Consider the following 14,143-nt stretch of genomic DNA (forward strand, 5'->3'; position numbering starts at 1 on the left):
TCGACTCTGCGAAAAAGATGTTCAGCGGTGTGTTGAGGCGGCTATCGATCTCGTCGATGAACTCATCGAGATGGGTGTCCGTCGGATACCTATCTCTTCGACATGAGCTACTGTTCCGGAACGAGCAACCTCTATCCGCACCAAGATGACCGAACCTTCAGCGAAAGCGTTGGAAATCTTTTGTCTGGGCACTCAACAGCCCCAACTCGTAGTGCCGACGAGCTAATGCACTAGATCAGGGTATGTTCATCTAACATGTGAATTCAAGTAGCTGGATGGTTATTTCTGACGAATTTTTAAATAGTCACTAGACACCGCGCTCTTGTATTTTTTCTTCCTTAGGAAGATCTACATTCGCATCTCCTTTCATTCCTTGCCCGACCCCATCAGTTATTTCAGCTAGTACTTCGGGGTCATTCCAGTTGTTGACTGCAGCCACAATCGCTTCGGCCATCGCTTCAGGATCTTCGGCTCCAAAAATACCGCTCCCGACGAAAATACCGTCACAACCATGATCCATCATCAATGCAGCATCTGCTGGTGTCGCGATTCCACCGGCGGCAAAATTCACAACTGGGAGCCGGCCCATTTCTGCTGTTTCGTGTACTAACTCCGCGGGAGCGTCGTTTTCTCGAGCCCAGGCAGTGCGTTCTTCGGCGCTTTTTCCTTCTAATTCCCGAATGGCTCCTTTGATAGTACGCTGGTGATGAACAGCCTGATTCACATCGCCTGTTCCCGCTTCCCCCTTTGTTCGGATCATTGCCGCCCCTTCGTCGATCCGTCGAAGTGCTTCACCGAGGTCGCGAGCGCCACAGACGAAGGGAGCAGTAAACTCGTGTTTTTCGATATGGTAGCTGTTGTCTGCAGGTGTAAGTACTTCACTTTCGTCGACCATATCGACGCCCACGGCCTCGAGAATCTCGGCTTCTTTCGTATGGCCGATTCGGGATTTTCCCATAACCGGAATAGAAACCTCACCGATGATTTCACGGACAGTCGCTGGATCCGCCATTCGAGAGACGCCACCGCGCTTGCGGATATCTGCTGGTACTGCCTCGAGCGCCATTACGGCAACCGCTCCGGCGTCTTCGGCGATTCTGGCCTGCTCACGAGAAACGACGTCCATGATGACCCCACCTTTCTGCATTTTGGCGAAACCGCGTTTGATGAGTTCTGTTCCCTGATACAGGCTCTCTAATTCCATTGGATCCGACATACCTACTAAGTAGATGTCGTCCTATACATAGATCTACCGGTCGTTCTGTCTGTTCACTGTCGCTTGTGATTCCTAGATGTAAAGGCCCATGACTAACCCAACGGTGGTATCTTGCCCATTTGTAAAATCCGAGGTAAACATAGCTGGACAAAGAAGTTGCGGTTCAGCCGGAAACAACCAGTTACCGAATCGATCACAGCTGGTATGAGGCCCACGATTCAGCGTGTGCAGAAAGATACCGGAGTGACCTCGAAGACGCTTCGATAAAACGAGTACGAGATCTACAACGACACAGATTGAGGTTACCCGAGCTGCGATTGAATGTGATCTGCTAATTGATTCATGGCTTCGTTAGCCTCGTCAACGGAGTCTGTCACGCTGAGAAAGCCGTGTGCAAGCGTCGGATAGTGTTCGTGGGTTGTTGGAACGTCGTTTTCTAGAAGTTTCTGAACATATTCAAATCCATCGTCTCTGAGCACGTCAAAGCCAGCCGTTAGCACTACTGCAGAAGCAACACCGGACGGATCAGCCACGCGCCCAACCGCCGCGAGCGGATTGTACTTTTGGACCGGGTCCTCGAGATATTGCTCCCAGAACCATTCCATATCTCGGCGAGTGAGCAGTGGCTCATCAGCATGCTCGGTGTATGACTCCGTCCCACGAACGACATCTGTAATCGGATACAACAGGAACTGCCCGCCAAGGGAGACGTCTGCTTCTCGAGTGCGAAGCGCAACCGCAGCGGCAAGATTCCCACCAGCACTTGTTCCAGCTACACCCACTCTGTCTGGGTCGGCACCGAACTCGTTCGCATGGTTCGCTGCCCAAGTAAGTGCGGAAAACGCATCGTTGAGCGCCGCAGGAAACGGGTGATCTGGCGCGAGACGGTAATCGACCGAAATGACAAGGCAATCACTCCTACTTGCAAGTTCGCGACAGATGTTATCTGCCGAATCAAGCGTGCCGAGGGTCCATCCACCGCCGTGATAAAAGACGAGAGTCGGCGGGTTTTCGACGCCGGGATGGTAGACGCGAATCGGAATCGGTCTGCCCTTTCCCTCTATCTCGAAGTCACGGACTGACTTCACTGTCGCTCCCTCGCCACGAGAGAAGACGTCATCTTCGATTCTCCGAGCACACTGTATTGACATCGCGTGCCAGTTTGGTAACCCCATCTCTTCAATCTCGTCAATGACGGTCTCCATCTGCGGGTCCATCTGCTGACTCATCTATCTAGCGAGGGTAGCTGTTGCAAATAATTCAAACTATCGATTCACTGGTGGTCTGATCTCCATACAAAAACCGTCCGATGCGATAGCAGCCCGACGCTTTGTTAACCGAATAACAACGTTCACGCAACAGCAGTCCCGATCGTGTCGCCTGCAGCCGGCTATCAAGATGCCCCAAGTATCATAATGTCTCGCTTCAAACTGGTCTAACCAGGTGGTTTGCGTGACCAAAAAAAGCGAGTACAAATTCAATTATCCCAACAAGAAGCTGTATATTCCAGGTCCAACTGAAGTACGTGACGACGTTATCGAGGCCATGTGCGAGCCGATGTTCGGCCACCGTATGGATCAAATGACTGATCTGTACACGACCATCGTCGAGGATACGAAAGAGTTTCTCGACACTGACAACGACATCATCATCCTGACGGGGTCGGGCACTGAGTTCATGGAGAGTTCGATCCTTAACCTCGTCGACGAAGATGTCCTCGTGACGACTTGTGGAAGCTTCAGTGAACGACAGACAAACGTCGCCGAACGACTGGGCAAAACCGTCGACACCCTCGAGTACGAGTGGGGACAAGCAGTCAAACCCGAGGACGTCCGCGAGTATCTCAAGAAAAGCGACACTGACTATGATGTCGTCACGTGCGTGAAAAACGAGAGTTCGACTGGAGTCCGGAATCCTGTCGAGGAGATCGGCGACGTAGTTGCCGAGTACCCGGACACCTCCTTCGTCGTCGACGCCGTCTCGTCGCTAGGGGGCGATTACGTTGACATTGACGAGCACAACATCGACGTCATCTTCACCTCCGTACAGAAAGCCTTCGCCATGCCGCCTGGTCTGGGCGTCTGTGTCGTCAGTCAGGATGCCTACGAGGCCGAACTCGAGGCAGACTCAGCCTCTTGGTACGGTGGTTTCCAGCGTACGCTCGATTACTACGATCGGAAGGGCCAGACCCATTCCACCCCCGCTATCTCGATCATGCTTGCCTACCGAAAGCAGATGAAACACATGCTTAGGGAAGGCCACGACGCACGAGATCAACGCCACCGCGAGATGGCCGAGTACACCCGCGAGTGGGCACACGAACACTTTGAGATGTTTCCCGAAGAGGGCTATGAGTCCCAGACGGTGAGCTGTATCGAAAACACTAGGGGTATCGATGTCGCCAGCACCATTGACGCCGTGAGCGAAGAGTACGACATGGTCTTCTCGAACGGCTACGGTTCCACTCTTGGCGAAAAGACGTTCCGAATCGGTCACATGGGCGAACACGATCTCGAGAGCATCAAAGAACTCACTGACGCGATCGAAGACGTTGCAGGGTTGTGAATTGAGCGAACGGCTGATCGTGTGACGATGAGTTTTGAGTGAGAATACATGTTGTTTTTTAACTTCGTACTCGATGAGATGCTACACTATTGCTAACCTAGCGGCGAAAACTTCCCCTACTGGGGAAATACTTATTTCACCAGGCAATCGTGATAAGCTCACGATGGCAAAAATATCATCGGAAACGGAGTTCACTGTGTACGACCTCCGCGTCGAATGTGTCGAGATAAATGGCGACGCAGAAGGCAGTTACGATGTTGGAGACTATTTCGAAGTTCACGGCGAAAATCTTGTTTTTCCGGAAAAACAGACGTTCCCAATATACGCGCTCTCAGCACTCATTCCCCTCTTACCGGCAAAGCAGCGCGAAAGCGATTCGAACGATTGGATGTCGACTCCTGTGAAAGTGACTGATCCAGATCCGGACGTGGACGGCACTTTCGAAATCAGCCGAATCGGAGAACGGACTGTCACTCCGAAAAGTGCATCTGATGGGGAGTAGCGACATGTACAAAGAAAGTATCGCGCTTGGGCTATAGTTGCCACTGCAAGTCAATGTACACCTGACCGCACGAATTATGACCGGTCAGTACACAAATCGCTTAGTTATTACTATAGACTATAGCAGTTAGGTGTAAAAACGGATATAAAGCTTGACTCTTAGTTCGTGGAATAAGCGTACTGTTCAATTTCGATAGTCCGTTATACCGTTTTTTCGGCTACATAACCCATAGAGGCAGTAATATCTAAAATACAGCACACAATTCGGCAATAGCTGTGATGTTAATGACATAGGAGTTAGTGTTTCGTGCAGATATTAAGTGGATCCCAATATTTATGTGTAATCAATAACGAAAGAGGCACGTGACAAACAACAGCACGCGAAGACGGTTTGTTATTAGTACAGGAGCCCTCGGTGCAGCAGCTATTGCTGGTTGCGTGGGAGACGATGAAGTTCAACGAGCTATTGGCGCAGCAACTCCCCAATCCGGACCACTTGAACCGGATGGGACTGCCGGTATTCGCGGAATGGAAGTTGCTATCGAAGAATTAACAGAAGAATTGGATGAGCCGATCGAACTACAGGCCACAGACGGTGAGGCAGCACCCGATCGAGCAGTTAGTGTTGCTAGAAACATGTATGATAATAACATTCCAGTTATCACTGGTACGTTCTCGAGCGACGTGTCGAACGTACTTAGTGACCTTGCTGAGGATGAGGAAGTTCCGTTTATAACGTCGATCTCGGTTGATCCAGAGATCATCAATGAGGATGACGAGTATACGTTCCGTATGACCGGAGACACGACTCAGAAGCTCAAGGGGATGGCCGAGTTCCTAGAAGAGGAGGGCGTGTCCGGTATTGCGGTGATTGCAGCAGACTATTCGATGGGGGAGTCCTCTATTGAATTTTTCGAAGAACGTGCCGAAGAGTACGGAATGGAGTTAGTACATTCAGCAGAAGTTCCAATGGAGACCGACAACTTCGTGCCGGAAATTGGGGACCTCGATACCGATGAAATCGATGCACTGTTTTATCCGTTCCCAGGTGGGACTGCACCGACACTCATAAGTCAAACTCGTGAGCAAGGGCTGTTCGACGAGGTGGACATTGTTATTGGGCACGACTCGTACGGGACAGAAACGTTCTACGAGTCACTCGGTGACGACCTTCAAGATATGTACTTCTGGGGGGTCGATCTTGAAAACGAGCAGGCCCAACAAGCAAACGAACGGATGCAAGAGATGTTCGACGTGAGAATGGACCCACTGAGCCTACCGTATTACGACACCATCCATCTAATCGCAGAAGTAATGGGGGAACAGGGATCAGTTGATCCACAAGACATTCGCAACGGCCTGGCCGACATTGAATATGAAACCGCATCAGGCTGGGACGTGAGATTCGATCAGAATGGGAACAATACAGAATTTCAAATGATTGTGGGCCAGTGGCAAGAAGATGACGACGGTGAATTAGCGCCCAACGTTGAGTATACAAGCCACGTTGTGTCCACAGAGTGATGGTGATGGGAACGACAACACTCCTGCGTATTGAGGAGGTGCACAAGACCTTCGGAGGAATTGTTGCGCTTGATCAGTTTACAGCAACGGTCAATGAAGACGAAATAACAGGTCTGATCGGTCCGAACGGGGCTGGGAAAACGACGCTATTTAATGTGATTACCGGTGTCTTGACACCGGATTCAGGTTCGATTCGATTCGAGGGAAAAGAATTAACAAGTTTGAAATCACATCAGATCTGTCATGAGGGAATTGGTCGGACCTTCCAAACACCCAAACCAGTCCGTTCGCTGACTGTCAGAGAGAACCTCCAAGTCGCTCGTAAATACGGTGTTGGCGACAATGAAAAGAGAGAAACAATACAATCAATCAACGAAGTAATCGAGTTGTTTTCCCTCGAGGAAAAGCAAGATACGATAACAAAGGAACTCCAACTCGTTGAGCAAAAGTTCGTTGACGTGGCTCGAGCACTCGTGACTGGTCCGAAATTGATTCTTCTGGACGAAATCATGGCCGGGTTGAATCCAACCGAAAAGCAAGAGATGATGTCGACAATCAAGACAATCAATACAGAGTTCGGTTCTACCTTCCTGATTATTGAACACGACCTCGGTATAATCCGTTCGATCTCAGACCGAATTATAACGATACACGAAGGTAGCGAACTCACCAGTGGCTCGCCCGAGAAAGTAATGGAAAACGACAAGGTCAGGGAGGCATACATTGGCAAATAATATACTCGAAGCCAGTGACGTTGACGCTGGCTACGGCCAGGTCGAGATTCTGGATGAGATCGCGTTTGAGGTACCTGAAGGCGAAATACTGTCGATCATCGGTCCTAATGGTGCTGGGAAGACTACTCTCATGCGGGTACTAATGGGACTTATTCCAGCTCGTTCGGGATCGGTAGAACTTCAAGGGGGACTAATCACCGATCGACCGACCCACGAAAGAGTCAAAATGGGTATGTCCCTTGTCACTGAAAAGCAGAACCTATTCACAGAGATGACAGTTGCTGAAAACCTCAAGCTGGGATCGTACACAGCACGTGGGGACGAAAAGGAAAAACGCTTAGAGCGTGTTTTTAAGCTATTCCCCCGGCTTGAAGAACGGCAAAGTCAACATGCCGGGACACTAAGCGGCGGGGAAGCTCGAATGTTAGCACTAGGTCGAAGTCTGATGACCGACCTTGACATCCTTTTGCTGGATGAGCCCTCAATCGGTCTTGCACCTCACCTCATCCCGGAACTGTTCGAGAAGATACGGGAAATCAATGATCGGGGAGTCTCTATCGTCCTCGTTGAACAGCGTGCCCAAGAGGCACTCGAACTGGCAGACTCCGGTTGTCTGCTCGAGAATGGCTGTATTGTCCATCGAGACGATGCGAGTGCTATGTTAGACAGCGACGAAGTAATCGAGCAGTACTTGGGTGGTGCGTGATGCTCGACCTTGGACAAATCGCGTTCGCGATCATCAATGGGTTGGTTTTCGGATCGATCCTCGCGTTGATTGCGGTTGGATTGAGTCTGATCTACGGTGTGCTTGATGTTCCAAACTTTGCTCAAGGAGAGTTCGCGACACTTTCGGGTTTCATCGTCGTTGGACTGATGGGCTTTGGTCTGGGTCTGGTACCGAGTATCATTGTCGCAATCGTCGCAGCAGTCGTTGCTGGAATCGCATTAGAGCGGCTTGTCATTGCGCGGTTTTATGGTCGAGAAGAGTTCCTTCTTCTTACTTTCTTCGCGACATTTGGTGTGACAATCATATCAGAAAACGCACACCAAATGATTTTTGGCGGGTTTCGTCAAATTCAGGGTCCGGAACTAGGAACGATCTCACTAGTGGGCAGTACCTACAGCCTGTTGAACGTTCTTAGTGGCGTTTTTGCTATCATCATGATCATTGGTTTGTATATCTTCACTAAATACACGTATACAGGATTGGCGATGAGAGCAGTGGCAGATGATCAGACTGGAACCGAAATTCTTGGAATTAATTACGGGCGGATCTACATGGTCACGTTCGCTTTGGGTGGGGCACTCACTGGGATCTCAGGAATTCTCTATGGAATGTCCTACACACTCAGCCCGACACTTGGGGTCTTACTGACGTTGTTCGCTTTCACGATCGTCGTTGTTGGTGGTATTGGAAGCTTCCAAGGTGCAATTATCGCGAGCTTCTTGGTCGGGTTAGTTGAAAGCTTCGCATCAACGTTCATTGGTAGTCAGTGGCGGTTATTCGCAGTATTCTTCCTTCTCTTTGTCGTCCTCATACTTCGTCCGCAGGGCATTGGAGGTGTCCGTTCATGAATCAGATTCAAGAGTTCGTCAAATCGGTGATGAACCAGGTTCAACCATACAGCAAAGAGTTAATTATCATCTCCGCGCTCATCAGTGCTGTGCTCCCGTTCATCGTAACGAGTTCGACCCTCTTCGATCTCAAAATTATGCTGATTTTTGCTATACTTGCATTCGCCGTGATTTTGCCAATTGGTTACACGGGTCAACTAATCCTATCACAGGGAGCGTTCTTCGGGATCGGCGCGTATTCGTTTGTACTATTGGTCAGCCGTGGAGTCCCCAGTATTGTTGGCGTCGTGGTAGCGGTTACTCTGACGGCACTTGTTGCGTATTTGCTGGGAAAACCTGCGACGAGAGCCCATGGGATCTATCTCGGCATCATCACGCTCGCATTTAACATGTTGTTTGTGATCGCTTTAGAGATTTTTTCCAACGTGACAGGTGGTAACGTCGGGCTGACAAGTCCGGATCTGCTACCGGAAGTTGTTACTGGAGCGCTTCCTGAAGACGTACTGCTATACTATATCGTGTTGGTTACATACATTGGTGTGTTTTTGTTCTTCTCGAGGATTCTGGACTCGGAAATTGGATCTGCGTTCCTCGCGATCAAAGAAGACACTGTTGTCGCCGAATCGATCGGAATTGATTCACACCGGTACCGTCTCCACTCATTTACCCTCTCAGGTGCCGTTTGTGGGCTGGCTGGCGGGCTATTCGCACCAGTTAATGGATTCGTGTCTCCACCGGTATTCGACCTTGATACGACGATAGAGATTATTCTAGCTGGTGTTGCAGGAGGACTATCGATCCCTTTCGGAAGCATTTTCGGTGCAAGCATTGTCGTGTTACTCCCCGAATACCTCCGTGCTATCGAGCAATACCGGTTAATTGTCTACGGCGTGTTGATTATTCTCATATTAGCATATCTACCGCAGGGTGTTGGCGGATGGCTTCAGGAACAGTGGCGTAATAAATAACACCAACGTCTTCTCTCTTCCGTAGGAGATTGTTGATAGAGTTCGGCACAGTCGGTACTTCCGGCCGTGTTTAATCCCTAGACAGCGTTGGATCAGGTCGTCAGAGTAAGGAAAATGAAGCGGAAGAGTGCGGTTTGCGCCAACGCAAATCTTCTCTTCACCGAACGTGTGGTCTTCGCAGTCAAAAGGGTCGCCGATGGTTGGGACGAACCTGCCGCCTCAGAAGGGGCGGCGGGTTCACCGATGCGGCGATGATATCCCTCCACTGTCTCCGGATTTACCTCGAGACAACCTACCGGATGACGATTGATCTACTGAAGGAAATGCAACGAATATCGCGGAAGATCGGCTTCGAACCGGCCGATCTCCCACATCCATCCACGTTATGTCTCGCGTTCGATAGAATCGAGATGGCGGTCTGCCGGACTCTTCTTCAACAGTCCGCTCAGCTTCACAACACCGGTCCGATTGGCGCGATTGACGCTACGTACTTCGAGCGCTCGCCCCTCGATCCCGGCGAGATTTGGACTGTCGTTATCATTGTAGCTACCGCTCAGCAGTATCAACAATCTTTTACCGGAGAGCGTAGACCAGAAGATCTATAACATTTGGACTAAACTTTATATTTATCATGGGACGAATTGACAAGTACATGGCCGTCGGGTTGTCGCCAACCGTGTGGGGCGCTGAGGAACGAAGCGACATTCAAAAGAATCTGGATCATATACACGAAAATCTCTCGGCCGCAACCTGGCTAAGTGGGACAGATTTACCGGTCAAATTAGCGGTTATCCCAGAAGGTGCGTTGCAAGGATTCACGGATGAGGTCTTTGATATGGACCACCAAACCTACCGTGACGAAATCGCTGTCGACATTCCGGGGAAAGAGTCAGATACGCTTGGGGAGTACGCCAAAGAGTTTGGAATTTACATCGTTGCATCAGCGAAGGAGAAAGCACCAGAGTACGATGACAGGTTCTATAACACGGCGTTTGTGATCAGTCCTGACGGAGAGTTGATCCTCAAACATCGGAAGAATACGCCACTTTTGCCGGTAGAACGGTCTGTAACGCCACATGACATGTGGGATGACTGGGTCGAGGAACACGGAAAAGACCTCGACTCGTTTTTCCCAGTTGTTGATACCGACATCGGACGAATCGGTATCTCACTCGCAATCGAGGGGGCGTATCCTGAATACGTTAGAGGATTAGCAATGAATGGGGCAGAAGTCGTCTGCCGGATTGCATGTCCCGAACCGATGGTTGCGAACAATGCTTGGGAGATCCAAAACAAAGCTCGAGCGCTTGACAACAATGTGTACTTCATGGCCCCTAACTTGGGCACCTACTATCTCACACAAGATAAAGAAGAGCCGATCGACACGTTCGGCGGCGGCTCAATGCTTGTGGATCACAAGGGACGAACGATCTCCGAACACGATTACGGCGCAGGATCATCGTACTGTGCCGGCGTTATCGATATCGAAGGGCTCCGTGAGTTCAGAACGCGGTCCCCACAGATGAACTGGATCAAAGACCTCCGAACGGAGTTGTGTGAGGTCATCTATGATCGTGAATTGTATCCGAAGAACCTATGGCTCGACGACCTGCCGGTTAATCACGAAGAATACAACGAAGAAGTTACTCAAAAGCAGATAGAACTGATGGTCGAAAAAGACATCTACGTTCCGCCATACTGGGAACGAGAAGAATAGTTCGGGAACTATTCTCAGTACTTCACCTACGGAAACGCTGCTGACTGAACGAACCACTGCTACCGATAAATAGTTGTGCCAAAGTTAAGGGCTGCCGCCTTTACAACCGGCAGCCGGTCGAAACCGTATTCGACGAGGTCACGAGATATGCGAGTATCGGAGTCAACCGTGTAGAAGCCCCCGGAGAGAGCGACTCGTCGACAGTGGAATTGTAGGTACGTCTGAATGTCGCAAGCGTTTGGCTTTCGCCTAGAGTGGTCAGCGTAACTTTTGGATATCCGGAGGATCGTTCGATCTAATCATATGGAAAATTAATACAATTGGACAAGTATAGGAACGTGTTAGTAACGAACTGTTTGAGCGTTTTCCAGACCGGTTCGATGGCATTAAACATCGGCGTGGTCTTCAAGCGCTTCAGAGGGAAGATGATTAGTGAGATGGCGTTCAATATGACGTGAGGAGGGTTCGATGTGCACAGCTGCCACCTCCTCATTTCTTCCGAAAATTAGCACCGGTAAACCTCCGCTGTCACGTGTTTCTTGGCCTAGCAGACGGATGAGGCGACACCGTAAGGAGGTAACGATCAATATCTTTCACAAGTACATTTGTAAAAACAGAATTCAAAACAGACACTATTGTTTGCTAAACACAAACGGGGGGGAAATCTGTTAGATTCGGGTTGCAGTGATGATAGATGATCAAAAGACGTTCCCAATCGAAAAGCAAGCGAATGATTCGGTTACTGGAATCGAAGGATAGTTTTTCGCGACATAGATGTGAAGAGCTCGATACTGGTGTGGTTTGTCATAGCAACTGTACCGAAACTAATTTATATCCCTATACAAGATTTGCCCTGTAGATGAAGGTATTAGTTACAGATCCAATCGAAGATGCAGGTTTAGATAAACTCAGAAGCGCCGGCCACAAAGTCGAAAGGGGCTATAATCTCGAGGGTGAACCGCTTCTAGAAGCGGTCTCAGACGTTCATGGACTGATCGTTCGCTCGGGAACTGAAGTGACCGCAGACGTGATCGAAGCTGCAACGGAGTTAGTTATCGTCGGCCGAGCCGGAATCGGCGTCGATAACATCGATATCGACGCAGCAACGGATAACGGCGTCATCGTCGCCAACGCACCCAAAGGGAACGTCCGCGCGGCGGCTGAACACACGGTCGCAATGATGTTCGCAACTGCCCGATCAATCCCACAGGCCCACGTTCGGCTCAAACACGGTGACTGGGCGAAAAGCGATTATCTCGGAGCCGAACTGAATACCAAAACGCTCGGGGTAGTCGGCCTCGGTCGTGTCGGTCAGGAGGTTAGTAAAAAGCTCAACTCGCTGGGGATGGATATCGTCGCCTACGACCCGTACATTTCCGAGGAGCGCGCGGAACGAATTGGTGCCGAACTCATCGAGTTCGAGGCCTGCCTCGAGCGTGCTGACTTTGCAACAATCCACACGCCGCTGACTCCGGAAACGGAGGGAATGATCGGTAAGAAAGAACTCAAGCTACTTGAGGGGGGTTACCTTGTAAACGTTGGTCGCGGCGGCATTGTTCAAGAGGACGCCCTTGCGGCCAAGGTTGAAGATGGAACGATATCCGGGGCAGCACTCGACGTTTTCGCAGAGGAACCAGTGGCCGAAGATTCGCCGTTACTCGAACACGAAGAAATTATCCTCACTCCCCACCTCGGTGCGTCAACTGAAGCAGCACAGGAAAACGTTGCCGTCTCGACGGCCGAGCAAGTCAACGCTGCGCTTTCTCAGGAACCTGTCGCGAACGCGCTCAACGCACCGTCGATCGATGACAGCGCTTTCTCACGTCTCGAGCCGTTCATTGAGATTTCCGAAACCGCCGGAAGGATCGCTGCTCAGTTGCTTGACGATCGCGTCGAAGGTATTGAAATTACATACGAGGGTAATATTTCCGAGGAGGACGTCGAATACATCACCGCTAGCGCTCTGAAAGGTATCTTCGAGCCGGTTAAATGGCAGGTCAACGCCGTCAACGCCCCCCAGATAGCCGAAGAGCGTAGCGTCGACGTGACAGAGTCCAAGACCCGCCAGGCAGAGGACTTCCAAAGTTTGATCACCGTAACTGTGAACAACAGCAACGACGAAATTTCGGTCGACGGGACGCTTTTCGCCGACGATGATCCGCGAATCGTTCGGATCGATGGATACCGCGTCGACGCAATTCCACACGGGAAAATGGTTGTAACGCGAAATGCAGACACACCTGGCGTGATCGGCTTCATCGGATCTGTGCTGGGCGAGAACGAAATCAATATCGCTGGGATGTTCAATGCTCGCGAGACGATTGGTGGCGAAGCGCTGACGGTTTACAATGTAGATAGAGAGGTTCCTAACGGTGTTAAAGAAGAGCTCAAAGCTCACGAGTCGATTATCGGTATTGATCACATAACGCTAAACGGACAAGATTGAGTACTGGATTCGGCTCGAAGGAACGACCGGACCAAGGACGGTTCCTGTTCAGGGAAATCCAAAACACGCCTCAGTCGACAGTTGTCACCACGGCTACTGTGAATATTATTACCCCACACATAACGTGTAAATAGAATTGGCAAATATAAACTACTTTATCCGGCCCCGTCAAAGAGAGGATTATGTCAGTCGTAGCATTCGATTTCGACGGGACGCTTTCTGATTCCGAGATGACCGTATTGCTCGGCAAACGGTGTGGCGTAGCTGATGATATGGCCAGAATCACTGAACGATCGATGAACGATGAAATCGAGTACGCTGAAAGCCTTCGCGAGCGCGTGGCGCTTCTTGAGGGGCTTCCAGAAACCGATGTTGCAGCAGCCTTCAGCGAGGTCAAACTCCGCGACGGTGCAGCCGACCTCCTCGAAAAGTTAAACGACGCTGGAGTAACCACAGCGATTCTCACAGGTGGATTCGAACGCGGCGTTGCAGTTGCACTCGAGCGCGAAGGGGCGACTGTCGATCATATTGTCTCTAACAAGATGCCGATGACCGACGATGGCAAAGCGCTAACCGGACAGGTCGAAGGACCACTTATTGAAGGAACAAAAGACGATGCACTCGAAGAACTCGCCAACACCGTCGGGACGTCCCTCACGAAGACGAGTGCGATCGGGGACGGCGCAAACGACTTGCCGATGCTCGAAGTAGCCGGACTTGCGATCGGTTTCGAGCCGAAGCCGGTCGTCGAGCCACACTGTGACGCCACCGTAACCTCGATGGCGGAGGCACGTGAGATCCTTGTCGAGGAAGGTATTTTCGAGGATGCCTGAAGAGCACCATTCGAAACATAGCGGACGACGATGTGATTATCGGTATAGGTTTTGTGAATTATTG

The 14,143-nt window shown here is 50.5% G+C and carries 12 protein-coding genes and 1 pseudogene; 11 read left to right on the forward strand and 2 right to left on the reverse strand.

Going from position 1 to position 14,143, the window contains the following annotated elements:
* Positions 1-307: 307 nt before the first annotated feature.
* Entirely contained in the window at positions 308-1,216 is a 909-nt protein-coding gene (pdxS, locus tag EA462_RS16105) for a pyridoxal 5'-phosphate synthase lyase subunit PdxS (RefSeq protein WP_124179600.1), read from the reverse strand.
* Positions 1,217-1,518: 302 nt separating this feature from the next.
* Positions 1,519-2,445, reverse strand: a complete 927-nt coding sequence (locus EA462_RS16110) for an alpha/beta hydrolase (RefSeq protein WP_207891689.1) — start codon at positions 2,443-2,445, stop codon at positions 1,519-1,521.
* A 223-nt stretch (positions 2,446-2,668) separates the two neighbouring features.
* Here EA462_RS16110 and EA462_RS16115 point away from each other — a divergent pair, with 223 nt between their 5' ends.
* The 11 genes and pseudogenes from EA462_RS16115 to serB all read left to right on the forward strand — a co-directional run bounded on the left by EA462_RS16115 (position 2,669) and on the right by serB (position 14,079).
* On the forward strand, positions 2,669-3,781 hold the full coding sequence (locus EA462_RS16115) for a pyridoxal-phosphate-dependent aminotransferase family protein (protein WP_124179602.1): 1,113 nt from the start codon (positions 2,669-2,671) through the stop codon (positions 3,779-3,781).
* A 163-nt stretch (positions 3,782-3,944) separates the two neighbouring features.
* Positions 3,945-4,283 (forward strand): TIGR04076 family protein, encoded by a 339-nt coding sequence (locus EA462_RS16120; protein WP_124179603.1) that lies wholly within the window; start codon positions 3,945-3,947, stop codon positions 4,281-4,283.
* A gap of 362 nt (positions 4,284-4,645) precedes the next feature.
* Positions 4,646-5,806 (forward strand): ABC transporter substrate-binding protein, encoded by a 1,161-nt coding sequence (locus tag EA462_RS16125; protein WP_124179604.1) that lies wholly within the window; start codon positions 4,646-4,648, stop codon positions 5,804-5,806.
* Positions 5,807-5,811: 5 nt separating this feature from the next.
* Entirely contained in the window at positions 5,812-6,540 is a 729-nt protein-coding gene (locus EA462_RS16130; protein ID WP_165872112.1) for an ABC transporter ATP-binding protein, read from the forward strand.
* The gene (locus EA462_RS16135; RefSeq protein WP_207891690.1) at positions 6,530-7,246 is read left to right on the forward strand and encodes an ABC transporter ATP-binding protein; all 717 of its coding nucleotides are present in this window, start codon (positions 6,530-6,532) and stop codon (positions 7,244-7,246) included. Before EA462_RS16130 ends, EA462_RS16135 begins: the two co-directional genes overlap by 11 nt.
* Positions 7,246-8,115 carry a branched-chain amino acid ABC transporter permease gene (locus EA462_RS16140; protein ID WP_124179606.1) on the forward strand — a complete coding sequence of 290 codons (870 nt, stop codon included), beginning with the start codon at positions 7,246-7,248 and terminating at the stop codon, positions 8,113-8,115. Before EA462_RS16135 ends, EA462_RS16140 begins: the two co-directional genes overlap by 1 nt.
* On the forward strand, positions 8,112-9,083 hold the full coding sequence (locus EA462_RS16145) for a branched-chain amino acid ABC transporter permease (RefSeq protein WP_124179607.1): 972 nt from the start codon (positions 8,112-8,114) through the stop codon (positions 9,081-9,083). Before EA462_RS16140 ends, EA462_RS16145 begins: the two co-directional genes overlap by 4 nt.
* A 114-nt stretch (positions 9,084-9,197) precedes the next feature.
* Positions 9,198-9,586 (forward strand): annotated as a pseudogene (locus tag EA462_RS16150) (hypothetical protein); the annotation flags it as partial.
* A gap of 128 nt (positions 9,587-9,714) precedes the next feature.
* Positions 9,715-10,800 (forward strand): nitrilase-related carbon-nitrogen hydrolase, encoded by a 1,086-nt coding sequence (locus tag EA462_RS16155; RefSeq protein ID WP_124179608.1) that lies wholly within the window; start codon positions 9,715-9,717, stop codon positions 10,798-10,800.
* An 859-nt stretch (positions 10,801-11,659) separates the two neighbouring features.
* Positions 11,660-13,246, forward strand: coding sequence for a phosphoglycerate dehydrogenase (gene serA, locus EA462_RS16160; RefSeq protein ID WP_124179609.1), 1,587 nt, complete (start codon positions 11,660-11,662; stop codon positions 13,244-13,246).
* A gap of 182 nt (positions 13,247-13,428) precedes the next feature.
* Entirely contained in the window at positions 13,429-14,079 is a 651-nt protein-coding gene (gene serB, locus EA462_RS16165) for a phosphoserine phosphatase SerB (protein ID WP_124179610.1), read from the forward strand.
* The last annotated feature ends 64 nt before the right edge of the window (positions 14,080-14,143 follow it).

Source organism: Natrarchaeobius halalkaliphilus, from assembly GCF_003841485.1.
In the GTDB taxonomy this organism is placed as follows: domain Archaea; phylum Halobacteriota; class Halobacteria; order Halobacteriales; family Natrialbaceae; genus Natrarchaeobius; species Natrarchaeobius halalkaliphilus.